General features: G+C 32.7%; 30 protein-coding genes (1 of these 30 running past the window's edge). 8 read left to right on the forward strand and 22 right to left on the reverse strand.

Translation table 11 applies throughout. The features are described 5' to 3' along the window. The 12 genes from fliW to DEFDS_RS10900 form a co-directional block, all read right to left on the reverse strand. Positions 1 to 437 carry the 5' portion of a flagellar assembly protein FliW gene (gene fliW / locus DEFDS_RS10845; protein WP_013008835.1) on the reverse strand. It extends 28 nt beyond the left edge of the window, so 437 of the gene's 465 nt are visible here — the first part of the coding sequence; its start codon is at positions 435 to 437; its stop codon lies beyond the left edge, outside the window. Between the two features lie 14 nt (positions 438 to 451). Further along, positions 452 to 3958, reverse strand: coding sequence for a flagellin (locus tag DEFDS_RS10850; RefSeq protein ID WP_013008836.1), 3507 nt, complete (start codon positions 3956 to 3958; stop codon positions 452 to 454). 9 nt (positions 3959 to 3967) lie between these two features. Further along, positions 3968 to 5722 (reverse strand): flagellar hook-associated protein FlgK, encoded by a 1755-nt coding sequence (flgK, locus tag DEFDS_RS10855; RefSeq protein WP_013008837.1) that lies wholly within the window; start codon positions 5720 to 5722, stop codon positions 3968 to 3970. An 8-nt stretch (positions 5723 to 5730) separates the two neighbouring features. Beyond that, entirely contained in the window at positions 5731 to 6210 is a 480-nt protein-coding gene (gene flgN / locus DEFDS_RS10860) for a flagellar export chaperone FlgN (protein WP_013008838.1), read from the reverse strand. 36 nt (positions 6211 to 6246) lie between these two features. Then, positions 6247 to 6546, reverse strand: a complete 300-nt coding sequence (gene flgM / locus DEFDS_RS10865; RefSeq protein WP_013008839.1) for a flagellar biosynthesis anti-sigma factor FlgM — start codon at positions 6544 to 6546, stop codon at positions 6247 to 6249. A gap of 114 nt (positions 6547 to 6660) precedes the next feature. Then, entirely contained in the window at positions 6661 to 6999 is a 339-nt protein-coding gene (locus DEFDS_RS10870) for a rod-binding protein (RefSeq protein ID WP_013008840.1), read from the reverse strand. Next, positions 6999 to 8087: a flagellar basal body P-ring protein FlgI gene (locus DEFDS_RS10875; protein ID WP_013008841.1), complete on the reverse strand. Its 1089-nt coding sequence runs from the start codon at positions 8085 to 8087 to the stop codon at positions 6999 to 7001. Before DEFDS_RS10875 ends, DEFDS_RS10870 begins: the two co-directional genes overlap by 1 nt. Before the next feature lie 11 nt (positions 8088 to 8098). Beyond that, positions 8099 to 8812, reverse strand: coding sequence for a flagellar basal body L-ring protein FlgH (locus DEFDS_RS10880; RefSeq protein ID WP_153801537.1), 714 nt, complete (start codon positions 8810 to 8812; stop codon positions 8099 to 8101). A 139-nt stretch (positions 8813 to 8951) separates the two neighbouring features. Continuing rightward, on the reverse strand, positions 8952 to 9812 hold the full coding sequence (gene flgA, locus DEFDS_RS10885) for a flagellar basal body P-ring formation chaperone FlgA (protein ID WP_013008843.1): 861 nt from the start codon (positions 9810 to 9812) through the stop codon (positions 8952 to 8954). Positions 9813 to 9818: 6 nt separating this feature from the next. Then, the gene (gene flgG, locus DEFDS_RS10890) at positions 9819 to 10607 is read right to left on the reverse strand and encodes a flagellar basal-body rod protein FlgG (RefSeq protein WP_013008844.1); all 789 of its coding nucleotides are present in this window, start codon (positions 10605 to 10607) and stop codon (positions 9819 to 9821) included. Positions 10608 to 10629: 22 nt separating this feature from the next. After that, a complete protein-coding gene (flgF, locus tag DEFDS_RS10895; protein WP_013008845.1) occupies positions 10630 to 11394 on the reverse strand; it encodes a flagellar basal-body rod protein FlgF in 765 nt (254 codons plus the stop codon). Further along, positions 11394 to 12017: a hypothetical protein gene (locus tag DEFDS_RS10900; RefSeq protein ID WP_013008846.1), complete on the reverse strand. Its 624-nt coding sequence runs from the start codon at positions 12015 to 12017 to the stop codon at positions 11394 to 11396. Before DEFDS_RS10900 ends, flgF begins: the two co-directional genes overlap by 1 nt. Before the next feature lie 101 nt (positions 12018 to 12118). Here DEFDS_RS10900 and hslV point away from each other — a divergent pair, with 101 nt between their 5' ends. From hslV to DEFDS_RS10915, 3 genes are read left to right on the forward strand one after another with little or no spacing between them, the layout of a single operon-like run. Then, positions 12119 to 12646 carry an ATP-dependent protease subunit HslV gene (gene hslV / locus DEFDS_RS10905; protein ID WP_013008847.1) on the forward strand — a complete coding sequence of 176 codons (528 nt, stop codon included), beginning with the start codon at positions 12119 to 12121 and terminating at the stop codon, positions 12644 to 12646. A 1-nt stretch (position 12647) separates the two neighbouring features. Continuing rightward, on the forward strand, positions 12648 to 13973 hold the full coding sequence (hslU, locus tag DEFDS_RS10910; protein ID WP_013008848.1) for an ATP-dependent protease ATPase subunit HslU: 1326 nt from the start codon (positions 12648 to 12650) through the stop codon (positions 13971 to 13973). Positions 13974 to 13987: 14 nt separating this feature from the next. After that, complete coding sequence (locus tag DEFDS_RS10915) at positions 13988 to 15100, forward strand: pyridoxal phosphate-dependent aminotransferase (protein ID WP_013008849.1); 1113 nt, start codon at positions 13988 to 13990, stop codon at positions 15098 to 15100. On the opposite strand, the gene DEFDS_RS10920 is transcribed toward DEFDS_RS10915, so the two are convergent. From DEFDS_RS10920 to nhaB, 3 genes are read right to left on the reverse strand one after another with little or no spacing between them, the layout of a single operon-like run. Then, complete coding sequence (locus DEFDS_RS10920; RefSeq protein WP_013008850.1) at positions 15097 to 15546, reverse strand: nucleoside recognition domain-containing protein; 450 nt, start codon at positions 15544 to 15546, stop codon at positions 15097 to 15099. The genes DEFDS_RS10915 and DEFDS_RS10920 overlap by 4 nt on opposite strands. Continuing rightward, on the reverse strand, positions 15531 to 15959 hold the full coding sequence (locus tag DEFDS_RS10925) for a nucleoside recognition domain-containing protein (protein ID WP_013008851.1): 429 nt from the start codon (positions 15957 to 15959) through the stop codon (positions 15531 to 15533). Before DEFDS_RS10925 ends, DEFDS_RS10920 begins: the two co-directional genes overlap by 16 nt. Before the next feature lie 50 nt (positions 15960 to 16009). Beyond that, entirely contained in the window at positions 16010 to 17551 is a 1542-nt protein-coding gene (gene nhaB / locus DEFDS_RS10930; RefSeq protein ID WP_013008852.1) for a sodium/proton antiporter NhaB, read from the reverse strand. 127 nt (positions 17552 to 17678) lie between these two features. Here nhaB and DEFDS_RS10935 point away from each other — a divergent pair, with 127 nt between their 5' ends. Genes DEFDS_RS10935 through DEFDS_RS10945 form a run of 3 tightly spaced genes read left to right on the forward strand, consistent with a single transcriptional unit; the run spans position 17679 to position 20379 of the window. Next, positions 17679 to 18446, forward strand: a complete 768-nt coding sequence (locus DEFDS_RS10935) for an MBL fold metallo-hydrolase (protein WP_013008853.1) — start codon at positions 17679 to 17681, stop codon at positions 18444 to 18446. Between the two features lie 15 nt (positions 18447 to 18461). Next, entirely contained in the window at positions 18462 to 19850 is a 1389-nt protein-coding gene (locus DEFDS_RS10940) for an ArsB/NhaD family transporter (RefSeq protein ID WP_013008854.1), read from the forward strand. A gap of 43 nt (positions 19851 to 19893) precedes the next feature. After that, the gene (locus tag DEFDS_RS10945) at positions 19894 to 20379 is read left to right on the forward strand and encodes a DUF456 domain-containing protein (RefSeq protein ID WP_041223756.1); all 486 of its coding nucleotides are present in this window, start codon (positions 19894 to 19896) and stop codon (positions 20377 to 20379) included. Here DEFDS_RS10945 and DEFDS_RS10950 read toward each other — a convergent pair. The 7 genes from DEFDS_RS10950 to DEFDS_RS10980 form a co-directional block, all read right to left on the reverse strand. After that, entirely contained in the window at positions 20371 to 20877 is a 507-nt protein-coding gene (locus DEFDS_RS10950) for a permease (RefSeq protein WP_013008855.1), read from the reverse strand. The genes DEFDS_RS10945 and DEFDS_RS10950 overlap by 9 nt on opposite strands. Beyond that, a complete protein-coding gene (locus DEFDS_RS10955; RefSeq protein WP_013008856.1) occupies positions 20874 to 21992 on the reverse strand; it encodes a hypothetical protein in 1119 nt (372 codons plus the stop codon). The genes DEFDS_RS10950 and DEFDS_RS10955 overlap by 4 nt, the downstream gene beginning before the upstream one ends. Then, positions 21989 to 23173, reverse strand: a complete 1185-nt coding sequence (locus DEFDS_RS10960; RefSeq protein WP_013008857.1) for an aminotransferase class I/II-fold pyridoxal phosphate-dependent enzyme — start codon at positions 23171 to 23173, stop codon at positions 21989 to 21991. Before DEFDS_RS10960 ends, DEFDS_RS10955 begins: the two co-directional genes overlap by 4 nt. A 56-nt stretch (positions 23174 to 23229) precedes the next feature. Further along, positions 23230 to 24390 (reverse strand): cysteine desulfurase family protein, encoded by a 1161-nt coding sequence (locus DEFDS_RS10965; RefSeq protein ID WP_013008858.1) that lies wholly within the window; start codon positions 24388 to 24390, stop codon positions 23230 to 23232. 1 nt (position 24391) lies between these two features. Further along, positions 24392 to 24820: an RrF2 family transcriptional regulator gene (locus tag DEFDS_RS10970; RefSeq protein WP_013008859.1), complete on the reverse strand. Its 429-nt coding sequence runs from the start codon at positions 24818 to 24820 to the stop codon at positions 24392 to 24394. Next, a complete protein-coding gene (gene epsC / locus DEFDS_RS10975; RefSeq protein ID WP_013008860.1) occupies positions 24798 to 25469 on the reverse strand; it encodes a serine O-acetyltransferase in 672 nt (223 codons plus the stop codon). Before epsC ends, DEFDS_RS10970 begins: the two co-directional genes overlap by 23 nt. Before the next feature lie 87 nt (positions 25470 to 25556). Further along, complete coding sequence (locus tag DEFDS_RS10980) at positions 25557 to 25727, reverse strand: DUF362 domain-containing protein (protein ID WP_013008861.1); 171 nt, start codon at positions 25725 to 25727, stop codon at positions 25557 to 25559. Between the two features lie 147 nt (positions 25728 to 25874). Here DEFDS_RS10980 and DEFDS_RS10985 point away from each other — a divergent pair, with 147 nt between their 5' ends. After that, positions 25875 to 26219 carry a hypothetical protein gene (locus DEFDS_RS10985; RefSeq protein WP_013008862.1) on the forward strand — a complete coding sequence of 115 codons (345 nt, stop codon included), beginning with the start codon at positions 25875 to 25877 and terminating at the stop codon, positions 26217 to 26219. Continuing rightward, positions 26219 to 26758 (forward strand): NUDIX hydrolase, encoded by a 540-nt coding sequence (locus DEFDS_RS10990; RefSeq protein WP_013008863.1) that lies wholly within the window; start codon positions 26219 to 26221, stop codon positions 26756 to 26758. Before DEFDS_RS10985 ends, DEFDS_RS10990 begins: the two co-directional genes overlap by 1 nt. Positions 26759 to 26773: the final 15 nt, after the last annotated feature.

The following is a 26773-nucleotide window of genomic DNA, read 5'->3' on the forward strand; positions in this document are numbered from 1 at the left end:
TCATACCTATCATCATCCAAAATTAATTGTTTTGCAATCTTTTTTGAAAGATTTATAATAAGTGGCGCCTTTAAATTAATGGTTGCCTCTTTTGGATTTTCTGGAACAACTACAATACCAAAAAATGTTAAATCAGATATATCTTTGGCCTGAAGTACTTTTAATTCTCTTTTAGGTATCCTAGGATTATAATCATTAAAATAAGTCTTAACTGGCAAAACTACAAAAGCTACATTAGGATCTTCTACAGAATGAAACCATAAGAAAGGGAAATATTCGTCATCTTCTAACAAGAGGAAATCATGCAAATCTGGGAAACCTAGCAAAGGTGAAGCAAGAGTGATTAAATCACTTTCTTTATATTTAATTTGGCCAACTTTTTTTGAATTCAAGATAAATTCTTCCATCTCTTTTTCCATTAATGCTTTTTTACTCATAATGTCCTCCTATTTTATCTTAAAAAATCTAAAATTGAAATCTGTAATAATCTTGATGTTGCAGCAAGTGCTGCCTGATATGCCTGTTGTGCAAGTTGCAATTGTGTAATGGCATCTGTCATATCAACTTCTCTGGAGCCAAGATACTTAGCTTTTATTTCCTCATTGCTTGTTGTAAATGTTGTGTGAAAATTTATTACGCTATCAACTCTATTTTGGCGTGTCCCAACAATTGTTAATGCTTCACCTATTTGTGTTTCAGCTCTATCCAATATAGGAAGTTCATAATCAATGCCAGATCCAACTGTAGCAGTAAAAGAATCTGTTGCATATAAGTTACCTTTATCAAACCCTAACTTAACACCGTCAGCAACATCATAAGCCTCACCAGCTGTATCTAAAGTAATTTCATTTATCAACTCACCGGTTGGCTCACTACTAACCTTTATTTTTACCTCATCACCAGCTTTGTAAAATCCTAAAATGCCTTCGTAATCACCAGAGACATGCAAATTAGAAAATGAACCACTACCTGTCAAAACCAATCTGTTACCCACATTTCCAACTGTTACAGAAATACTGTTTGCATCCAATTCAGACTGAATAGCACTTTTTAGTTCACCAATACTACTATATTTTTTAGCCTTAATTGAGATATTATGTTCAGATCCATTATTATCATATATTCTCAATATTACATTTTCATTAGGATAATCTGACAAATCAATAGTTGCGTCTTTTTGACCAAAAACAGTATTAATGTAATTTGTATCTCCAAAAAATTGGTCAGCTGTATTATTATCATTAGTAGTCACGCTTATTTCTTGAGTGCCTTTTCCTGAGTGAAAAACAATTTTATTATTTTGCTCATAATAAGTAGCTTTTATCCCATATTGGATTAAAAAGTCGTCTTGGTTTAGCGTATTAATAAAAGAATCAATATTTGAAGAATTTATATTAAAAGTTTTAGATTTCAACCCACTGTCAGTTTTTAAATTTAATTTGAAATTAATTGGATTAGAAAAATCGGTTGGCGCATTTACAGAATAAGTTAATTCATTTTGTAAGTACAATTCATTTTTATTATCAAGAGATTCTACCTGATAAACCCATTTGTCGTTGTAGTTGCCTCGAAATTCCCCATCTAAAAATGGATTTGCTGTGGATTTAAAGTTTTCATCTCTCCATGCAGAAGGAGCACCTATACCACCTTGAGCAATATTTAGATTCAAAGCATCATATAAGTTTTTAAGTGTCTTAAAAACATTAACGTTTTTCCCATCTTGAATAATATTCATATCACCAAAATTCAGATTGCTGTTGGCTTTTAAATCAAGATCAAACACGTTATCTGAAGTTAAACTATTTGAATTTATTAGAATTTTTACACCATAACCTAAATCAACTTCTTTATCAGAATAATTTGCCTTAAAATTATTAATTTCTTTAATCGTTGATCCACCAGATGTCACTTTTAAAATATCATTTGAAGAGTCATATTCAAAATGCCAAGAGGTATCCACTCCCCCTGTGTATTTACCTGTAAAAACTACATTTTTATTTACCTCTGGATATCCAATCCCAGTATTACTTTCGTTTAATTTTAATGTCAGCCTACTCTTACCGTCTCTTAAATCTTTTACTACAAGTTGTCCATTATCTATATATGCGTCTACAGTGTTATCATATAAATCTTCTATAAATTTGAGGAAATCACCAACACTCTTGCTTCCTTCGTATGATGGATAAGTATCACCTCTTGGAGTTGTAAAAGCATGACCTATTAAAGCATCTGAACTATCATATATAGCAGTATCAAAATAAACATCATTACCTTTATCTACATTTAAATATTCAAGAGTAATTTTGTAACCACTATTACTCCCAACATTCACATTAACTTTTATATTTTTAAGTAATCCTTTGATTTTTAATGCATTTTCAATATTTAGTTTAGTCGTATCAATATCACTACCTGTACTAAAAACTGTTTCAACACCATTTATTAATAACTTTAAATTATTACCCGATACATTGTCCAAAACATTAACCATAGGAGACTGATAATTTGTACTGTCAAAATCTTTAAAATCATCGTAGCCGACAAAGAATCTTCTCGATTTTCCAAAAGCTACAAAACCATTATTATTTGGATCTTCAAAACCGAGTTTATTGTTTTGACTACCCTCTACGGTTAACCTCACATAAGCACCAGCTTCGGTAGTAGCCAATAAGATTTTGTCACCATCAGCATAAGCTTTAACATAATTTTTCAAATCTTCTGACAGCTTATTATTAATAGTATCGACTACACTTTCGATATCCTGGTAGGCTTTTTGATCAAGAATTATCTTCTCACTATAACCACCATACCCAACTATAATTGACCTTTCTTCTTCTGTAGCTGTGGTCATATCAAGATCAACACTGCTTGATGACCACAGTTTAGCAACACCTACTGGCATACCAAGATGATCAGTACCACTTACTTCTATATAATCAGCTTCTGAAATATTAATATTGTCTATATCTAAAAACTTGGCTGTTTCGGTAATAGGTAAACCGTTTATTGTATTAAACCCTGTCCCTTTTAGAACCCTATTAGTTGCTAAAAATACATCTTTGCCTGTTAGATTTAGTGTAACATCTTGGGAATAACCGATTTTAGCATTTATCTTCTCCTCATCACCATGATACCTAATATCATCACCAGGTTTATAATTGAAGGAAATTTTTGCACCTTGAAATTTACTAAAATCTTCTTCTGATAATTTTATCCCAAAACCAACCCCAAGGTTAATAACTTTACCAGGTTCATATTTTACCGTCATTTCTGTAGTGGTGATATTCCCATTTTTAGCTGATTCGTCACTGCTATTTGAATCTATAAAAACTTTATTGCCAGATGAATCGTACAAAATTACTTTTATCAAATCTGCACTTCCATTAACTTTTTGAATATCGACAGTATAATTCCCTTCATCTAACTCCTTTAAGTCTGCAAAAGTCCTTTTCTTTATTATCTCAACACCTTGGCTACCACTATCAACACTAACACCTTTAATCTCTTTATCATCATAACTAAAAGGTTTAGTATCTGTTTTATACCCTGCGAAAATGTATCTTCCAAAATAATTAGCATTACCAATACTAACCATCGAATCAAGAATATTTTTTACATCCCCTGCCAATGCCTTTCTGCTTGTCTCGTTTTGAGAATCATTTAAACCTGCAAGAGCATACTCGTTTTTTGCTTTACTGATAAGTGATGATGCATTTTGTAACTCGTTATCTTCATTCGTTATCCAGGTCAAAGCATTATCAGCATTTCTTTTAAATTGATCCATTTCATCAATCATTCTTTGAATATTTATAGCGCTAGCGTAATAAACAGGGTCTGATTCAGGAGCTAAAAGATTTCTACCTTTATTAACTTTGTCATTGGCAAGAGTCATACGTTCCAAACTTTTTCTGATATTATTTTGGTTTTTAATATATAAAGTGTTAAATGTGACTCTCATATGTCACTCCTATCTGCCCACTGTTCCAGTACCATTAATTAATCTATCAAGCATTTCATCAACAGCTGTGATAAACCTTGCATTAGCTTCATAAGCCTTTTGAAATTTTATAAGATTTGTAAATTCTTCATCAAGAGAAACCCCTTTTACCTCATCAAGTTTTAATGTTAATTGATTAACAGCCTCTTTTTTAGCATCAACAAAAGTATCCACCTGCTTTTTATCACTGGCAATCTGTGATACAAAAGTTGTATAAAACTGATCAAATGTAACACCTTTTTCATCAAAAACTTCATTAAATTTTAGATTTGAAATTGCTAATGCAATCTGATTGTCCCCCGGCTCACCAGTTTTGCTAGTTGCAATAAATGAGTTATCATTTTTAACAATATCGTTAAGCTCTATAGTTTTTGCATCAGTCCCTTTGAAATAGCCATACATACCAAGAGCTGCTAATATATTTGAGTTATCCTCGCTAAAGCTGAAAGTATATCCATCTTTTACCTGTATTTTTAACTTTCCACCTTCAGATAAATATGCCTGTATAATTCCACCACCTGCATTACCATCCGCTTGAGAAATTTTTTCGATAATAGAGTTTAAGCTATCTTTACTTGGATCAACTTCGATATCAAAATCATCCGTTTTTAAGCCATCAGAATTATAAACTGTTATCCTAAAAACCCCTTTATTAATATCGTATTGCAATTTCCCAGGATCTTCAGAAAATTTATAGCTTGGGTTTTCAACACCGTTTGTGGAAGTAATTTGGCTAAATCTTTTTAGCCCCTGTCCTAAAGAGTGTATCTGGTTTGTTTTTAAAATTAAATTCTTGGCAAACTCATCCAACGTATTTTGATACCCTTTTAAAACATCATCTCTTGCTTTTAATTCGGCATACATCCTTCCTGAGCTAATTTTATCAGTTATGTTTACTTGCGCTTTATCTATAAGATGTGCTCCCCAATAAATATCATAATGCCCATCATTCTCGTCGTTTTCTACAGCATAAAGGCTATTGGCTGTGGAACCATCAACTATAGCAATCCCTCCAATAAATACGCTCATCTGCCCATCTTCTCTTTCAAATGTTTTTATATTAACTAGCTCAGACATTTTGTTTAATAACAGTTCCCTTTTATCTCTCATATCATTCGCATGATCACCGCCAGTTTCTGTTTTAGCAATCTGAAAGTTGTAATATGCTATATTCTCTGCCAAATCATTTATCTCCTTAACATACTCTTTTATATTTTCATCAGATCTATTTCTAACCTCCTCTATTGATTGGTATCCATCATGTATTTTTTGTATCAAAGTTTCACTTTTCTCTATTAATGTAACCCTTTTAACAGTTGCTTCATCAGACTTATCAGGAGCAGTATTTGATAGGTCACTCCAAGCATTAAAATACTCCTTTAATGCATCACCTAAACCGGATCCAGCCTCAAGCTCATTGAAATATGTTTCTACACTTTCTAAAGACTGCTGCAAAGACTCATAATATCTTAAGTTAGATGTAGAATCTCTTAAATTTTTGGCCAATACATCATCATAAGTTCTTAACACTGACGATACCTTAGCCCCTCTACCAAAAGGGCCAGGATGAATCAACAGAGGGATTTCTGTTTCTATGCTCAATCTCTGTCTAGAGTAGCCTTCAGTATTTACATTCGCAATGTTATGTCCAGTAACATCGATACCAGCTTGAGAAACCATCAATCCAGAAACACCGGTCTGAAAAATACCAAATATATTAGGCATAAGCCCTCCTAATAACCTCTACCAGCAGCTTTCTTAAAAACAGGTGTACCTTTAATATTGTAACCAGACTTTTCTTCAGTAATACCAACTTGAGAAAAGAAATCCGAAATCAATTTTAGATTTGTATTGTAAAGCATCTTGATTTTATTATTTTCCAAATAAATTTTATCAATCAAACTTAACAGCTCATCTCTCAAACTTATAAGCTCTTCTCTTAATTTGGAATCTTCAAGATTTTTTAAAATATCATCTAAGTTATTAATTTCTTTTCCAAATTGCTCTGCTAGTTTATATTCAATCTTTTTTCTGGACTCTTCAAGCATCTTTTCTTTATAAAAAAAGGTGTCTTTTACCTTTGGTAACTCCATCATTTTGTCTATATCCCAATTAATAATCCCTTCTTTTTCATCCATAAGTACTTGATAGAGTTCTTCATATAATTTTTTCTGATCTTTGAGCACAGAAATAAGGTCCTGGATTGTTTCCATCATATCCTCCAAATTGTTGTCTGTTATGAGTTACAGTTAGAAGAGATTGTCTATCGCAAGGTTTACTATTTTTTCTGCAACTTTTTTGCCGCTAACGTCGTAAGTGCCAGATTCTATCTTTTTCTTTATTTGATCAATTTTCTCTTGTCTGATATCAGAGGCTTCTTTAACTTTTTGCTTTAAGTTTTCTACTTTTTTTCTATCATCTGATATTTCTACTCTATCATGCTTTTCTGTCTTTACATCAGCACTTTTAGCATCTTTTTTGACATCCTTTTTGTTGTCAACTTTAACAAGGTTTTCATAACCTAACTTTACCTTATCTTCAATCCTCATAATAGCCTCCAACTATACCTAAAGAGAATATCGGCACTTACAACTTAAACTTTAGCAAAAAATACAAATATAAACAACCTCTTCTAACTGCAACTAATTATTTTAAAGCAACTCCTATGCCAAAATATCTTTATAATTAAATGTATTTTCAGATAATTTTTTCCCATATTTCGAGTAATCATTTCCCACTATGCTTTTAGATAAAAAATTATAGAGTAAATCTTTAACTCCATTTTCGCTTCTTTCTGCTGCTATTTTTGAAACTTCCATATAAAACATATCTTTATACACATCATCGGCTAAGGTTTTCTTTAATAAACCATCACCAAAATTCGTTTTACTGCTTTTAAACATTTCATGATATAAAAGAGCTTCAAAATCTGCGCATGCTTTTTTAAGTTTTTCCAGCTGCATATTTTTCTGAGCGATACTATCAACTTTACTCACATTCATTAGATAACCTCCAACTCACCTTGCAATGCACCAGCTGCCTTTATTGCCTGTAAAATTGCTATTAAATCTCTAGGGGATACACCAAGCGAATTTAATGCTTTTACTAAATCGCTAATCCTTACACCTTCTGGAATAACCATAAGTTTTGCATCTTCCTCTTTTACTTCTGTATTTTGATTTGCAGTTACTGCAGTAGTCCCTTGTGAAAATGAATTAGGCTGACTTATCTCGACAGTGTTTGTTATTTTAATTGTAAGATTACCATGAGAAACAGCGACAGTGCTTATTCTCACATCAGAACCCATAACAATAGTCCCAGTTCTTTCATCAACAACAACTTTTGAGGAAGGTTCTGGATCAATTTCTATATGCAACACTTTATCTAAAAAGTCGTAAAAATTATTTTTATAAGAATCAGGTATTGTTACCTTTATAGTTTTAGGAGAATCAGCAAAAGCTATCTCCTGTCTAAAATATTTATTAATTGCATTTTTTGCTTTAATAAGATCAGAAATACTATCCCTTTCAAATGCTAGTGTTATATAATTATTGTCAAGAGTATACGGGATCTCTCTTTCAACCAATGCGCCATTAGGTATTCTACCTACTGTAGGGTGGTTTTTTACTGTTCCACCACCACCTGAGGAGACATTCATCCCGCCAACAGATAAAGGCCCTTGTGCTACTGCATAAATTTTACCATCTGGACCTGAAAGAGGGGTCATTAACAATGTCCCACCTTCCAAACTCTTTGCATCACCAATTGATGATACCGTTACATCTACTCTTGTACCTGCTTTTGCAAAAGGGGGGAGTTTTGCTGTAACCATAACTGCTGCAACATTCTTAACCTTAACCTTATCTTTATCTACAGTAATCCCCATCCTATCAAGCATATTGACGAGAGATTGGATAGTAAATTCGGTACCAGATTTATCACCAGTACCATTTAATCCCACCACTAAACCATAGCCTATCAGTTGGTTGTCACGTATCCCATTTACTTGAGCTATATCCTTAATTTTCACATAAGCATATGAGTTATAAGCAAAAATTATAACTATCAAAAAACTCAACAATTTTCTCATCTTACAACCTCCTAAAATGGCCATACCCAATCAATTACATTTGCCAACCAACCTTTTTTATTCACATCGCTTAACATACCTTTGCCAGTATAAGTTATTTGTGCATCAGCAATAGCTGTTGAAAGAACAGTATTAGTCGCATCAATATCTTTTTGCCTAATAACACCTTTTACAGAAATAATCTGTTTTTCCTGATCAACGATGATTTCTCGATGCCCTTCAATCACAAGATTTCCAGAAGGTAAAACATCGATGACCCTTGCTGCAATAGTAGCTGTAACTTGATCAGACTTTTGTTTTTGCCCTTTTCCGTTAAAAGAATTGCTCGTTGATGCATCAATATTTGGGTCAAACTGATTTCCAGAGTTTAAAAAGTTTTTCATCCCCAAATTAGTTGGTAAACCAAGTAAATTTGTAATCCCTGTTTTATAAGAAGTAGATTTTGATGTTTTGGTGGTATTAGAGTTTGTAGCAGAAGAAGATTCTACAATCTTTACAATTACTATATCACCAACTTTTCTCCCTTTGTAATCTAAGAAAAATGTTCCATAATTACCCATATCTGTCCATAATGATGGGGATGGTTTTTTTTGAGCTTGGTATTTTCTATATTCTTCTATCTCTTTTTTATAATCAGTAGAGGGAACCTCTGTAACCACTTTTTTAGCGCATCCATAAAACATAAAACTTAGTATGATGAGAGATATCGTAAAGTTCTTTTTCATCATAAAACCCCTCTCTATTCATTTTAAAAATTATAAAGCAAGAAATTTGCCAAAATTAGAATGAATTTTTTTCCTTGTTTGAAAATGTTACACAATAAAAATACAATTTTTTTATTACTTTCTAATTTCTTAAATGTTATCAGTTATCTATAATTATAGCTTTTCTGCCACCCAAATATTTAGCAAAAAATATCTTTTTTGAAGAAGGGTTAGCGATTTTTACATATTTATTCCTGTATGCATTTTCCTGCAATATCCCTTTTGCTTTGATAAAAACATTCTCCCCTTTATAAAATACGGTAACATAATCCCCTTTAAAAGCATCTGGTTTCTGTATTACATACGCATTTGTTACAACCCTATTTTTAGGGATAGTTTTTTTTGCAACAACATTGTCTATTTTTTCACACGGAAATCCACGAATTTTGGTTATTTCAACTCTCTTTTTTTCAACTTTATCAGTCAACATTTCATTTTTACTAACCCTACTTTTTGTCACATAAACTTCTTTATACCCTCTTATATATGCATAAATTCTATATTCATGATAATATGTGGAAAGCAAAAAATAAACTGAACCGAAATAATCATCATTCATAAATTTAAAAATTAAACCTCTGTCTTTGCTAAAATAGATATTATTTGGAATTGTTATCTTTGCAATTTCGATATCAACATCGGGAAATTTTTGTCTATAAAGCTCAAAAATTTTATTCTTAATAAAAAGTTCATCTATCTTTTGCCCATCCCTTTTTACAACAAGTAAATCCTTTGTATTAAATTTTGGTTGTTTATAGCCTTTTGATAAAAACTTTCTAACTAAACTGGTATGTATTGTTTTACTTTCACCAGGTTTAATACCACACAATATTTTATCACCTACACCATCATAAAACAGATCATTGTCATATAAACAGTCTTTATCTATTTTTATTTCTGTAGCAAAGCTTACTGCAGCAATTAATAAAATAAAAAGTAGTATTAAACCACTTTTTTTCATCTCAGCTTACCTTTTTAGATTATTTACAATTTGCAACATTTCATCACCAGTTTGTATAGCTTTTGAATTTATCTCATAAGCTCTCTGCCCAGTTATGAGATTTACCATCTCTTCGACAACATTAACATTACTCATTTCTAAAATACCTTGAGCCAATGTACCAAATCCATCCTCACCAGGGATACCAGTTGTGGGCTCTCCACTTGCTGCTGTTTGCAAATAAATATTTTTCCCAATTGATCTAAGCCCTGAAGGATTTATAAATTTTGCAAGCTCAATTTGACCAAGTTCTGTTGGCTCAGCTTCTCCAGGTAGGGTAACTGAAAGAGTACCATCCTCACCAACAATTATTTCAAGAGCATTGTCAGGAATCGCAATGTTTGGCTCCAAAAGATACCCTTCAGCAGTTACCAGATTACCATCTGCATCAACCTTAAAAGAACCATTTCTCGTATACCCAATAGTTCCATCAGGTAAAGTTACTTGGAAAAACCCATCCCCTTCAATTGCAATGTCTAGAGGGTTACCAGTTTGTTGGAAGTTACCTTGAGAAAAGATTTTCTCTGTTGAAACAACTTTTGATCCTAAACCTATTTGAATACCTGTAGGGTGATTTATACCTGCAGCAGTAACACCACCAGCAGGTTTTAATTCTTGATAAAGCAAATCTTCAAAATTTACTCTTGACTTCTTAAAACCTGCAGTATTTACATTAGCTAAATTATTAGAAATATTATCAATATTTATCTGTTGTGTAGTCATTCCGCTTGCTGCTGTCCATAAAGTTCTTAACATTTTTTACCTCCTAGTCACTTTTCTATGCTAATCTTCCAATATCATTAGAAGATTTGCTATTTATTTCATCAATTGTCTGAATCACTTTTTGATATGTTTCAAACCCTCTCATAGACTCAATCATAGAAACCATTTCTTTTACTGGATTAACATTGCTTCCCTCCAAATAACCCTGCCTCACACCAGGATTTGTAGATTCATCCGGCATAAAACCAATAGCAGCATAAAGATTTCTACCCATTTTTTGCATTTTTGATGGATCATCCACTTCTGCAATAAAAAGCTGATCCAAAATAACCCCATCAACCATAATCTCACCATTTTCGGTAATAGTAACTTCGCCGTCAGGTAAAATAATACCTTCGTTATTTTCAAAATTTCTTGACAAAACTGGAAACCCATCCTGATTTACAAGCCTTCTATCTTTATCAAGTGTAAAATGACCATCACGAGTAAATCTTATTCCAAAGGGGGTTTCCACAGCAAAGAAAGTATTTTTGTTTTCAAGAGCTAAATCGAATCTATTCCCTGTTTGCCTTAAATTCCCTGGTGAAAAATCGGTGTAAATTGAATCTAAAGAAACAGTATTATTAATAGTTTTGTTATATTCACTAGCTTTTATAATATCTTGAGGAGTTCTTTTATCATGATACAGATAATCTCGAAATATAGCATCTTCCCTTTTGTAAGATGTTGTGTTTATGTTTGCTAAGTTATTACTGATAATTTCAAGTTTTCTGTTTTGTGCTAACATACCACTTGTTGCCGTATAAAGACCGTTTAACATTATGCCCCCCTTTCAAAGGCTTTCGGAAACTGTTTTTTTAACAAATATTCCATAGTTTTTAATGATATATATGAAGTTGGTTTTGCTGATTTTGTTGGGTAATACCAAAAATTATCATCTGAAACAGAAATACCCTTAACAACACTATAAAAAACAATGTTTTCATTTTTATCATACACAGAAATTGTTATTTGAGAAAAATTTTCACCAAAACTTTTATCCAATGAACTTTTTAGATTTGCAAAAACTACATAATCAGCCTCATTAATATCTTCAGTAACTAACGCAAACCTGTTAAATATTATATAATTCTTTATTACTGATTTTAACGTTTCATCATAAACCACCTTTTGACCAACAAGCTTTTTAAAGGGCATAATATAAACTTTTTTATTATTATATATTTTATTGAGTGAATGTTCTGCAGAATAAACAATTTTTACTTTTGTTTTATCATATAAGAGTGAAGAAAAATTTGTTTTTGCCTCTATTAAAGCTGCTAAATACAAATACCCATTTGACATAGGTTTTCTAACATTTTTACTCAAACTTTCAATAGTTGTTGACTTATAAGAGCAACCTAAAAATACCAAAATAATTATGAAAGGAAAAATCTTCCTCATAAAAACCTCCTGTCATATTTAAAGCAACCCACATGCCAAAAATACCGTTTGAAACTTTTTCCTTTTTGCATATTATAAGCAAAGTCAAAGAGGAGGTGCTAATGTTTAAAGGAACAACAATACTTGCCGTTAAAAAAGATGGTAAGATAGCTGTGGGAGGAGATGGGCAGGTAACTTTTGGTCATACTGTTTTAAAACACAATGCAAAAAAAGTGCGTAAGATATACAACGATAGTGTTATATGTGGTTTTGCTGGTTCTACTGCAGATGCATTTACACTGATGGAAAGATTTGAAAAAAAACTAAACGAATATAGCGGTCAGCTTTTGAGAGCTGCTGTTGAGCTTGCTAAGGATTGGCGCACTGATAAATATCTAAGAAGATTAGAAGCTATGATGATAGTGGCCGATAAAAATAATATTTATATATTAACTGGGAATGGTGATGTGGTTGAACCAAACAATAATGTAGCAGCAATAGGTTCAGGGGGGCCATATGCTCAGGCAGCAGCAACAGCTTTAGTGGAAAATTCTAATTTAACTGCCAAAGAAATCGTAGAAAAATCGCTTAAAATAGCAGCTTCAATCTGCATATATACAAATGATAATTTAATAGTAGAGGAGTTTTAACATGGAAAATTTAACACCTAAACAGATAGTTGCAGAACTTGATAAATATATCGTTGGACAAAAATCAGCAAAAAAAGCAGTAGCTATTGCATTAAGAAACAGATGGAGAAGACTTCAACTGCCTGAAAAATTGCAAGATGAAATTGCTCCCAAAAATATAATAATGATTGGACCAACTGGAGTGGGTAAAACTGAAATTGCTAGAAGATTAGCAAAACTAACTAAATCTCCATTCATTAAAGTTGAGGCCAGCAAATTTACTGAAGTAGGTTATGTTGGAAGAGATGTTGAGTCTATGATAAGAGATTTGACAGAAATTGCTATAAACCTTGTGAAATCTGAGAAAAAAAATGAAGTTCGTGAAAAAGCTAAAAAGAATGCAGAAGAAAGGATTTTAGACTTGCTTCTTCCTAGGCCCTCTGGTTTTGCTAGCACCCCTTCAGATGATGAAACAAGAGAAAAGTTTAGAAAAATGCTAAGAGATGGTAAACTAGATGACAGGTTTGTAGAAATTGATGTGGAAGATGCTGGCCCACAAATAGAAGTACTAACAAATGTTGGGATGGAAGATTTAGGTGTAAATTTGCAAGATATGTTCAAAAATCTTTTCCCTGGGAAAAAGAAAAAAAAGAAAATCAAAATTAAAGAAGCTTTAGAAGTTTTAGAAATGCAAGAGGCAAATAAATTAATAGATATGGACGAAGTTAAAGCTTTAGCGATTAAAAGAGTTGAACAGTCTGGTATTGTATTTATAGACGAAATTGACAAAGTTTGTTCTAGAGATAGTGGTAGTTATAAAGGCGCTGATGTTTCTAGAGAAGGGGTTCAAAGGGATTTATTACCAATAATCGAAGGTTCAACAGTAATGACAAAATATGGGATGGTGAAAACTGATCATATCCTTTTTATCGCTGCAGGTGCTTTTCACATAGCAAAACCTTCCGATTTAATACCAGAGTTACAAGGGCGATTCCCTATAAGAGTTGAACTTGACTCATTGACAAAAGAAGATTTTGTCAGGATTCTTACAGAACCTGAAAATGCGTTAACAAAACAGTATAAAGCCCTTTTAGCAGCAGATGGAGTTGAAATAGAGTATACACAAGATGGTATCGAAAAGATTGCAGAGATTGCAACTTATGTTAATAAAACAAATGAAAATATTGGTGCCAGAAGGTTACACACCATAATGGAAAAACTATTAGAAGAAATTTCATTTGAAGCACCTGATATTGAAAATAAGCAAATTGTAATTGATGCAAAATATGTAGAAGAAAAATTAACCGGTATAATAAGAGACGAAAATCTAACCAAATATGTTCTTTAACAAAAGGGGCTGTTATGAAAAACTTTGATATCGACCCATTTATTGTAATGGATATCATAAGGGAATCAAGAATGTTTGATGACTCAATCCACTTTGAAGTGGGTGAGCCTGATATAAAACCGTCTCCAAAAGTTATTGAAATGATGGCAAATAAATTACAAGAATCATTCGGCTATACAGAATCTAAAGGGATATACCCTTTAAGAGAAAAGATATCAGAGTTTTATAAAAAGAAATACAATCTTAAAATAGATCCTGAAAGAATTATCGTTACAATGGGTACATCATCTGCATTTAGCCTTGCTTTTTCACTCCTGTGTCAAAAAGATGAATATATAGCTTTTAGTGATCCCACTTATCCATGTTATAAAAATATCGCTAAAATACTAAAAACCAATTTTATATCTATCCATGTTGATAAAACTACAAATTATCAGATTACTGCAGATATGCTTAAAAATAAGAAAATTAAAGCTTTATTAATTTCTTCTCCAGCAAATCCCACAGGCACAATTTACGATAAGAACAACTTAGCTGATTTAGCTAATTACTGCGAAAAAAATGGGATATATCTCATTTCTGATGAAATATATCATGGACTTGTTTATGAAAATTTTAAAGAGTATTCAGCTTTAGAATTTAATGAAAATGCTATAGTAATAAACGGATTCTCAAAATATTTTTGTATGCCTGGTATAAGAGCAGGTTGGATAATTTTACCAGAATCTTTAATTAGGATGGGGGAAATATTACAGCAAAATATGTTTATATCTGCTCCAACCATTAGTCAATATGCTGGTATTGCTGCCTTTGATTATGAATATCTAAATTATGTGAAAACAGTCTACGAAAAAAGGCGCGACTTTCTTTATAATGAGTTAAAAGATATTTTTAAAATAGAAACTGTCCCTCAGGGTGGATTTTATATCTGGGCTAATTGTGAAGATTATACGGATAATTCTTATGAATTTTGCAAAAAAATATTAAAAGATATTAAAGTTGCTATAACTCCAGGTATCGATTTTGGAAAGAATAACACTGACAAGTATATAAGATTTGCTTTCACAAGAGAAATAACACATATGAAAGGAGGAGTCGAAAGGCTTAAAAAATATTTACTTAATTAATTTATATTATTTTGTTGAAATCTTATAAATTTAGATATAATTATCGCTACCAAAAAAGCCAAAAGAATTCTTGTTCCTAAAATAATAAAGCCGTTTCCTCCTATAGCAACAAAAAGTAGTGTATCCTCAAACACAGCATGACAAACTGATAAAAACAGGCTGGATAATAAAATATCTTTACTGCTCATCTTGCCACTCATTGCATTTCTAATCAAAACACCAGCACCATAAGCTATCCCCAAAACAAGACCAACCACCATTGTAATTGTAGAATTAGGTGTAAATCCCACTTTTTTCAAAGGCCTTTGTAAAACTTCCTGTATTTTGTTATAAAGTTTTGAATCTTCAAAAAATTCATAAACTATCATTATAAAAACTATTACTAAAAAAAGTTTTAAAGAAAGTCTAAATGCATTCGTAGCTGATGTTATTAAATCAAATTCCATATTAAATTCACCATAATCCCAGTAATTATTGCTAAAATAACTCTAAAACTAATCGTAATATAAAGTTTTACACCCGATTTTGATAAAACCACCCCTTCCACAATAAGGTTATGCGCGATCCCCAATACTATCCCAATAATAGTAATCTGTTTTACCGATAAATCCATTGCAGCCATAGAACCAAGTGCAGGATACAGATTTATCAAAAACCCAGAAACCAAAACTATTGCTGCTTCTCCAGGCAACCCCATTAGTTTTGTAATAGGCTCAAAAATAAAGCTAATTTTATCAAGAAAACCTATAGCTTTTAAAAAATCTATCAAAACATAAAATGGGAATGTATATATTATTATTTTACTACTAATAGATAACCCTTTTTTAAAGCCATTGAATAACTTATCTAAAAGACTCATTTTCCCCTTTTTAAAATATTAAAAAAGGTGGGGACAAGCCCACCTAATTTTTATAGAAAGTATATCGTAGCAAGCAAGCCTGTAATTGTCATTGTTACTGTATATGGAAAAGCAAGTTTAACCATCTCCATGTAGGATAATCTAATTACTGGAGCAAGTGCTGAGGTTAACAAGAAAAGAAATGCAGCCTGACCATTTGGTGTGGCAACAGAAGGTATATTTGTCCCCATATTTATTGATACAGCAAGTTTCCATAAATGCTTTATCTGTTCCATCTGTTCAGCTGTTGCTTTGTGCAAATTTTCTCCTAAAAGGGGAACTATATCTTTAAAGTGATTAACCGTTTCACTCATATAAACTGTAGCTACGAAAACATTATCACTTATTGCAGACAAAGCACCATTAGCTAAAAAGTAAGCTGCTAGCTGTTTTGTCCCTTCAAGCCCTAAAACATAGTCAATGACAGGTTGAAACAGATGATTTGAATGAATCACTGCAACTATAGTAAAAAAAACAACAAGAAGGGCTGTAAATGGCAGCGCCTCTTCAAAAGCATGACCAATTCTGTGCTCATCAATTATACCGTTAAATGCAGTAAGTAAAATTATCACCATTAATCCAATTAGTCCCACTTCGGCAACATGTAAAGCAAGTGAAATAATTAAAAGTACACCAACAATTGCCTGAACAATTAGTCTCATTTTGGCTCTATTATCAAAACTTTTATTCTGATCCTCAACATAATCTACTAATACTTTTCTAACATTTTCTGGCATTTTGTAGCCATAGCCAAAAAGCTTAAACTTTTCTAAAAGAAAACATGTAATAATACCCACAAATAGCACTGGGATAGAAACTGGTGCACAGTTTATAAAAAAATCCATAAAATGCCATCCAACCATATGTCCAATAAGCAAGTTTTGTGGCTCACCAACAAGTGTGGTGGCTCCACCAAGTGCAGTTCCAACTGCTCCATGCATCATTAAATTTCTAAGGAAACCTCTAAACTCATCCAAATCTCTCCTGTTCTCAGCTTTTATCTCTTCATCAGTTTTTACCGAATGATCATCATGAAAACCTTTTCCAGAAGCAACCTTATGATATATATTATAAAAACCGTAAGCTACGGTTATAATGACCGCTGTTACTGTAAGAGCATCTAAAAAAGCAGATAAAAAAGCACCAAGGAATGAAAAAACCAATGAAATTGCAATTTTTGATCTAATTTTCGTTAATAATCTTGAAAATAAAAACAATAAACCTTCTCTCATAAAATAAATACCAGCAACCATAAACATCAAAAGCAATATAACAGGAAAATTATGTAATGTTTCTTTGTAAACTAAATGAGGATCTGTCATCCCTATCACAACAGCTTCAATAGCCAATAAACCTCCCGCAGGAAGCGGATAACATTTAAGAGCCATCGCAAGAGTAAAAATAAATTCTGCTATTAAAACCCATCCAGCAATAAAATGTCCTGCTGTAAAATACAAAATAGGGTTAATAATAAGAAACAGTATGATAGTATTTTTGTACCAGCTCGGGGCTTCACCTAAAAAGTTTAACTTAAAAGCTTTTGTTAAAGTCATAACCTTCCCTCCATAAAATTTTAAAAACTTCTACCTTATTTTTAACAAACAATCAACTAAAACAGTTTTTTATCTGTAATGAAACTAATTGTTGATTTTAGCCGCTTTTCAAATTAATATTTAACCTATGATGTTTATGAACATAATTTCATCTGGAAGCAAAGGTAATTGTTATTCAATATGTACTGATGATTCAATAATAATTATTGATATTGGAGTATCACTTACAAGAATATTAAACTCTTTAGAGGAAAATGAACTAAAAAATAAAGATTTATTTTTGTTTCTCACACACGAACATATCGATCATACAAAAGGTTTAAGGACATTCATCAACAATTTTTCACCAAATGTTTTCTGTAGCATGGGTACAGCATTAGAAATATCTAAAAAATACGAACTTGATCCATCAAATTTTTATATCCTTGATGAACAAAAGCTTTATAAAATAGATGGTTTCGAAGTGGCACCTTTTAAAGTATTGCATGATGGAGCAGAGCCATTCGGTTATCATTTTATAATTGACGGCAAAGGGGTAACATTTTCCACAGACTTAGGGGTCATAACAGATGATATAATCGACTTTTTAAATGATTCTCATTTAGCAATAGTGGAATCTAACTATGAAGACACATTGTTACAAAATGGTAATTATCCAGGATTTTTAAAAAACAGAATAAAGTCTGTAAAAGGGCATCTTTCAAACAAGCAGGCAATTAATGCACTTAGCATGTTAAATACAAAGAAGTTACAGACAGTTTATTTAGGACATATTAGCGAAGAAAACAATAGATACGATATCATCGAAAAATATGTAAGCTATTGCAATTTAACCTTCAACTTCACAACTAAATACTTAAAACAGGAAGAAAGTGTAAAAAATATACCAATATAAGATGGAGGATGACCTATGGATGCGCATGTAGCACATGAAGCAGCAAGTGGAAGCACTCAATTAATAATTGCATCAGTCATATTCTTCTCAGCTTATGCAATAATCGTGTCTGAAAAAATCCACAGGACAATTGTAGCACTATTAGGTGCAGGTATAATGATATTTTTAGGGATCCTGCATCAAGAAGAGGCCATCTATGGACTTTTACATACTGATGCAGCTGGAAATATTCATCGAAGTGGGGGAGTCGATTTTAACACCCTTGGGCTTTTAACCGGTATGATGATTATTGTGGCAATAACAAAGAAAACTGGCGTTTTTCAGTATACCGCAATAAGGGTAGCAAAATGGGCAAAAGGGGAGCCATGGAAAATTTTAGTTGGTTTATCAGTGGTAACAGCAGTTTTTTCTGCATTTTTAGATAATGTAACCACCGTTTTACTTATAGCACCTGTAAGCTTGTTGATTGCTGATGAGCTTGAAATAGATCCTTATCCAATACTTTTTGCTGAAATACTTTCATCAAATATCGGTGGTACAGCTACATTAATTGGTGACCCACCAAACATAATGATAGGTAGTGCCACACATCTTACATTTAACGATTTTATTTTAATGTTAACACCTGTTGTTGTTGTAATCTTCATAGCCACTATATTCTTGCTAAAAATCATTTTTAAGAAAAAAATGATTGTCAAAGAAGAAAATAAAACAAGAATACTTGCTATGAATGAAAAGGAATCTATCACTGATCCAAAACTTTTAAAAAAGTGTGGAGTCGTATTAGGGCTTGTTATTCTTGGATTCGTAATTGCACACCCTCTAGGAGTGGAACCTGCTACAATAGCAATCACCGGAGCCGCACTCCTTTTCCTTTTAATGAAAGCAGAAGGGGAAGAGATGCATCACATCTTTGGCGAAGTGGAGTGGGTTACTATCTTCTTCTTCTTAGGACTCTTTATACTTGTAACAGGTATTGAAAAAGCTGGATTAATAAGACTCATGGCAGAAAAAGTATTAGAATTCACCCAAGGGAGTAAGACCATTGCAGGAATGTTGATACTTTGGGTATCTGCTGTCGCAAGTGCCATTGTGGATAACATTCCATTTGTTGCTACCATGATACCTTTGATAAAAAATCTTGCTCCTCATCTACAAGGAGCTCCAACAGACCCAGAACAATTTAAACTCTGGACAGAAGGACTCTGGTGGGCATTATCACTTGGTGCATGCTTAGGAGGTAATGGAACACTCGTTGGAGCAAGTGCTAACTTAATTGTAGCTGGATTTGCTGAAAGGGCAGGTAAACCGATAACTTTTATGAAATTTACTAAACTTGCTTTTCCTCTAATGCTTGTATCTATATTTATTTCGATGATTTATCTGTTAATATTCTTCTTATAAAATAGGATGGGGGGGGTATCCCCCATTTTTTTGAGGTGCTAATTTGTTCTTTAAAACGATATTAATTATTTTGCAGTCTTTATCAATAATTACAACACTTTTCGGTTTACCAGGTAATATAATTTCTTTAGTTTTTCCATTGATTGCCTATTTATTACACTGGATTACGTTTAAATATTTTATTATCGTTTTAATATTAATTGTTTTAGGTGAAATCTTAGAATTTTTTGCAGGGCTTTTTACTACAAAAGCTGATGGACTTGAAAAAGGTACTTACACTTTTTCTATTATTACAGGGATTATATTGAGTATTTTTATGGCACCTTTTTTATTGGGTATTGGAGCTTTAATTGGTGCTTTTTTAGGAGCATTTTTAGGGGCTGTAGTCTTTGAATACTTTAAACATGCAGATATGAATAAAGCCATAAAAAGAGGTATTGCTGTTTTTAAAGGTAGAGTCCTTGGAACTTTTATCAAACTAGCTATAGGTTTTTCTACAGTAATTATAATGGGTGTAAATCTATTTTAACAAGCCGTTTATAAAGTTTGCAATAATTCCTGCTAAAATTGGGAAAAATATTGTACTTACAACTCTTAATACGGTAAATTTTAATCCCAAAATCCCTATTTCAAGAGGGAGTCTTGCAACACCCCATATTGACCACGCTGTCACAAAAGATATCATTGCTCCAATAGAAGCCCCTTTTTCCATAAGTGAAAGAGCTAAAGGGAAACTAACATAAGGGCCACCTGGAGTAAGGGCTCCAGCAATTGCTGCAGCAACTATACCTTTTAAACCTGAACCTTCTCCAAAAAATTTTACAATAAACTCTTTTGGAACTAATACCTGCACAAAGCCTGCAATAATAAATGCGAAAACAAGAAGCAGTAACATATTTTTAAACATATTAAAAGAGATATTAAAACCTTTGGCAACAGATGCTTCTTTATTAAAGTATGCCAAAATAATTAAAAATATTGCCAATGATGCCATGATAATTGAAGGTATAATCAGATTATTTTTCATAGCTCTTTAGAATAAATTCTATAGGTTTTATAAACATATGCACCCATCTTTTCCAGAGCTAATCTCATGGGCTTATTAGTTTCCAATATCCAGGAAAGCTCACCTTTATAAAATCCGTGTTTAAACCCATTTTCGAATGTCTTATAGTATAAAAGATAATCTAGCCCTTTCCCTCTGAATTTTTCCACGATACCAAGTGTTATCACTCTTGCAAAATCTATTTTCTTAAAATTTTTAATAAATTTAAAAATACCAAAAGGGAAAAGCCTTCCTTTCAATTCTATTAAAATCTGATTGATATCAGGTAAAGTGAGAGAAAACCCCACGGGCTCCCCTTCATATTCTGCAATTATACACAAATCAGGGATTAATATACTTTTTAGATTTTTTGCCATGAAATCAAACTCTTTCTCAGTCATGGGGACAAAACCCCAGTTTTTCTCCCATGCACTATTATAAACCTTTTTTACCTTATCTAATTCCTCATTAAATCTTTTCATATTTATAGAGCGCAAATCAACTTTTAGCCTCTCCCTTAAGAGTTTATAAGCTCTCTTTGCCCTTTCAGGGAAATCCTCAACCTCAATCTTATATGCTAATAAATCCATCTCTTTTGAATATCCATTTGATTCTATCAATGCTGGGTAATAGTCATAATTATATGTCATCATTACTACTGGTGGTTCATCATATCGATTCATTAAAACACCGACTTCATGATTGGTGGAGAAATTAAAAGGGCCAATAACCTTTTTTATCCCTTGTTGTCTAAGAAAATTTTCAACTTTTTCAAAAAGACTCTTCGTCACATCTAAGTCGTTAATTGAATCGAAAAAACCAAAATAACCAGTTTTTTCACCATGAAACTCTATAAAGTTATAATCAATAATACCAGCTATTCGCCCAACCAATTTTCCATCTTTTTCAGCCAAAAAATATTTTACCTTTGCATGTTCGAAAAAAGGGTTTTTTTTAGGATTAAAAAACTCTTTTCTTTCCATTTTAAGATGGTGGACATAATAAGGGCAATCTTTATAAAGGATATGTGGAAAATTTATAAAGTCACCAAGATTTGAATCAATATTAAGCTCAGTAATTCTTACTGGTGAATTCACACCAAAACACCAAGCTGTCTTGTCACTTTCTCAATTTTCTCTAAGGCAAAATCTATTTGCTCAAAGGTATGATTGGCCATCACAGACAATCTTATAATCGCTTTTCCTGGCTCCACAGCAGGAGTAACAACAGGATTTACAAAAACACCTTCATTTAAAAGCATCATACACGCTTTGAACACATCCAAGTCTGTACCTATCTGAACAGGTATAATTGGGCTTACACTTTTACCTGTATCAAGACCAAGCTCTTGCAGCCCCTTTCTAAGCCTGTTTGTATTTGCCCAAAGTTGATCTATCCTTTCAGGCTCACTCTTCATAATTTCTAAAGCAGCTTTCACTGCAGCTGCATTAGCAGGTGACATAGAAGCAGAGAAAATCAGTGACCTAGAGTGATGCTTTAAATAATCTATCACTTCTTTAGTAGAAGCAATAAAACCACCAAGTGAAGCAAATGATTTTGAAAACGTCCCCATGATTATTGCTACTTCATCAGTTAAACCAAAATGATCAGATGTACCTCTACCATTTTTACCAAAAACACCGATACCGTGAGCATCATCAACCATTACTTCAGCGTTATATCTTTTTGCAAGCTCGATAATGTTTGGAAGATCAGCTAAATCCCCCTCCATACTATAAACACCATCAACAACTATCAACTTCCCTCTATCATATTCCAAAGATGACAGTAACTTTTCTAATGCATTTATATCATTATGAGGGAATCTAAACATTTTACCAAGAGTTAATCTGCAACCTTCTATAATGGATGCATGAACAAGCTTATCTACTATCACATATTCATTTCTACCAACAAGTGGAGCTATTGCTCCCTGATTTGCTTGAAAACCTGTAGAATAAAGTATAGCTGCTTCTTTTCCAACAAACTCAGCCAGCGCCTCTTCTAACTCTATATGAATATCAAGAGTACCATTTAAAAACCTTGAGCCAGCGCAACCCGTACCATATTTTTTAATAGCTTCAATTGCTGCTTCTTTTACTTTTGGATGATTAGTAAGTCCAAGATAAGAGTTTGAGCCTAGCATCAAAACTTTTTTGCCATTTATATAAACTTCTGTATCTTGCTCTGACTCAATTACTCTAAAATAGGGGTATAATCCCAACCTTCTGACCTTTTCTGCTTCATCAAAGCTGTACACTTTGTCAAATAAAGCCAATCAATCCTCCCAAAATATTATCAAATTTTATTTATATTAATATTATAATATCAGAATTATTTTTTATTGTAAAGTGGCGACATCATTCTTAATTTTTCGACACTCTTTTTTATTATTTCAACGGCCTTATCAGCTTCTTCTAAAGTATTAAATCTTCCAAAGCTAAATCTAAGTGCCCCATGAGCATCTACAGGATCTACGCCAATAGCATAAAGCACATGAGAAGCATCTACGCTATCTGATGTGCATGCACTACCAGTGGAGCAGCACACCTCATTAGCATAAACCATAAGCGCTTCACCTTCTATATATTTAAAGGTAATATTAGATATACTACAAACCCTTTTTTCTTTATGACCATTTAAAATAGTTTCAGGAATTTCATTTAATATTCTACTCTCAAATCTATCTCTAACTTCCTTTATCTTTTTAATATCGCTTTCCAGCTCATTGTCTATTATTTCACACGCTTTAGCTAACCCTATAATGTAAGGGACATTTTCAGTACCAGCTCTTAGCCCATATTCGTGATGCCCACCATGAATAACAGGCACCATAAACTCTTTCACCCTTTCATCCACATACAAAACACCTATACCCTTTGGTGCATATATTTTGTGCCCAGAGAATGTTAATAGATGAACACCCAGTTTGTTCACATCAACTTCCATCTTGCCCATAGCTTGTACAGCATCTGTGTGAACCAAAACATCATGCTCTCTTGCAATCTTTGATATTTCCTCTATTGGCTGAATTGTTCCTATTTCATTGTTTGCAAGCATAACAGAAATCAAAATAGTTTCTTTTTTTATCGCTTTTTTTAATTCATCAATATCTATAATCCCATTCTTATCTACAGAAAGATAAGTAACTTCAAACCCTTCTTTTTCTAAAAACTTACATGTTTCCAAAACAGCTTTGTGCTCTATTTTAGATGTAATTATATGATTACCTTTATGTTTTAAACCATAAGCAACACCCTTTATTGCTAAATTATCAGACTCTGAACCACTTGCTGTAAAAATAATTTCCTGAGGTTCTGCTTTTATGCTTTTTGCGACTGTCTCTCTTGCCTTTTCCACATCTTCTCTTATTTCTCTACCTAAAGCATGGATGCTTGAAGGGTTAGCGAATTTCTCTTTAAAATATGGTTGCATAGCCTCAACGACTCTAGGATCTATTGGGGTTGTTGCACTGTTGTCAAAATATATATACATTTTATTCCTCCACTTTATACTTATTTTTTAATCCATATACTAAATCATAAAAAGTAATCTTTGATAAATAATTTTCAATTATATTCTTCAGGTCAAACCAAATCCAATTTATACTGCAATCTCTCGATCTATCACACCCTTCTTCTTCTACACAATCAACAGGCTTTATAACTCCATCCATAACTTCTACAACATCAAGTAGAGTTATCTCATTTAACGGTTTACTAAATATATAACCACCATATATTCCTCTCACAGAGTTAACAATACCTGCTTTCATTAGATTAGAAAAAAGTCTTTCTAGATATTTCATAGAAATTGATTCCATCTCAGAAACTTTTTTCAAGGACACAGGTGTTTTATCTCCACCTGCTAAAGCGAGGGCATACAAAGCCCTTATAGCATATCTACTTCTTGTCGTTACTTTCATATTTTTCCACCTTTTTTTGAAGAGTTTTTATCTCTTTTTCAAGCTCAACAACTCTATCAACAATACAGTTTATTGCGTTAGCTACAGGATCAGGCAGTTTATCATGGTCAAAATCAAGCAGTTTTCTATCTTTTTTAGTCACAACTCTGCCAGGAATTCCAACAACAGTAGAATTGGGCGGAACTTCCTTAACTACAACAGAATTAGAACCAATTTTAGAGTTTTCACCAACAGTAAACGGTCCCAACACCTTAGCTCCAGAACCAATTACCACATTATTACCAATTGTAGGGTGCCTTTTCCCTTTATTAAGGCTAACGCCGCCAAGTGTTACCTGATGATATATTGTCACATTATCCCCAATCTCTGCTGTTTCACCAATCACTACACCCATACCATGGTCTATAAAAAACCTTTTACCTATTTTAGCACCGGGGTGTATTTCTATTCCTGTTAAAAATCTAGAGATATGTGAAACAAACCTACCAAGAAAATAAAGTTTATGCTTCCACAACCAATGTGCAACTCGATGAAAAATATTGGCATGAAAACCTGGATAGCAAAAAATGATTTCCCATACACTTCTTGCTGCTGGATCCTTTTCAAAAATATTATTAATTTCTTCTTTAAACCATCTGATTAAGCCCATAATACCTACCCTGAAAGTAGTGTTTTACCTGAAAAAATAAGGGGTTCAAAAACTGAACCCCTTATTTAGCCAGATAAATTATCTCTCTTAAGGAGCCTCGATTGCATCAACTGGGCAAACTTCTGCACAAGCACCGCAATCTGTGCAAGTGTCAGGATCGATTACTCTTTTGCCATCACCTTCGCTAATTGCGCCTACTGGGCATTCATCTTCGCATGCACCGCAGTTTGTGCACTCATCAGTAATTACATGTGCCATATCCGCACCTCCTTAAAGTATATCTTTCTTAATAATAACCATTGTTAATAAAGTCAACAACTTTTCTAATAAATTTGAAATAAACTTGATATTGATTTTTTAAGCAAAATATATATTCTTAACGCACAAAAAGAACAGGAGGGAAAAATGGCTTATGAAATAAAGATGGTAAAGTTAGTTAGTGGAGATACTGTTATTGGCAACTTTGATGAAGAAAATAATGTATTAAAGGACGTCGCTGCTGTTCAAACTATACCAGTAGGTGGCTCTGGTGTCCAAATAGCGCTCCTTCCATTTGGATTCCCTTTTGAAGATGAAATAGGTGGTGAAATTTCTTCTGATAAAATACTTTATGAATACAAAAAAATCCCTGAAGAGTTAAAAAATAAATATTTAGAAGCAAAAAGTAATATAAAAATTACTTCAAACCTTGACGGTATCACACCTCCTACAAATGGGAACAACCCAGGTGGCAGCGGACTTATTTTATAATGAATAAACACTGGCAACTGCTTAAAATCGAGCAAAAATATCAAGACCATGTCCTTGGTATAGAGCATAAGCATTTCAAATTTTTAAAAAATGGGGAGCAATCCCCTTTCTGCTCTATAAAAACGAAAAACTGGGTAGTAATAATACCTCAAACTGATGATGGAAAATTTATACTTGTAAAACAGTTTAGGTTTGCAATCGAAGATACCACCATAGAGTTCCCCGGTGGAGCGATAGATTTTAATGAAGAACCTCTCAAAGCGGCAAAAAGGGAGCTACAAGAAGAGACAGGATTTATTTCTGATAACTTCATAGAGTTGGGATATCTACACCCAAATCCAGCTATATTATCAAACAAATGCTACATTTTTGCTGCTTTAAATTGTAAAAACACACAAAAAACTAATTTTGATAAATTTGAAGATATTGAAATAGAGCTGTGGGATAAAGACCAATTAGAATCAGCAATATTGAAAAATGAGATTACACATTCAATAGTTGTTGCTGCTTATACTAAATTTTTACTTTATAATAAATAACTCTTTTTATTGAAA

It is taken from the genome of Deferribacter desulfuricans SSM1, from assembly GCF_000010985.1.
In the GTDB taxonomy this organism is placed as follows: Bacteria; Chrysiogenota; Deferribacteres; order Deferribacterales; family Deferribacteraceae; genus Deferribacter; species Deferribacter desulfuricans.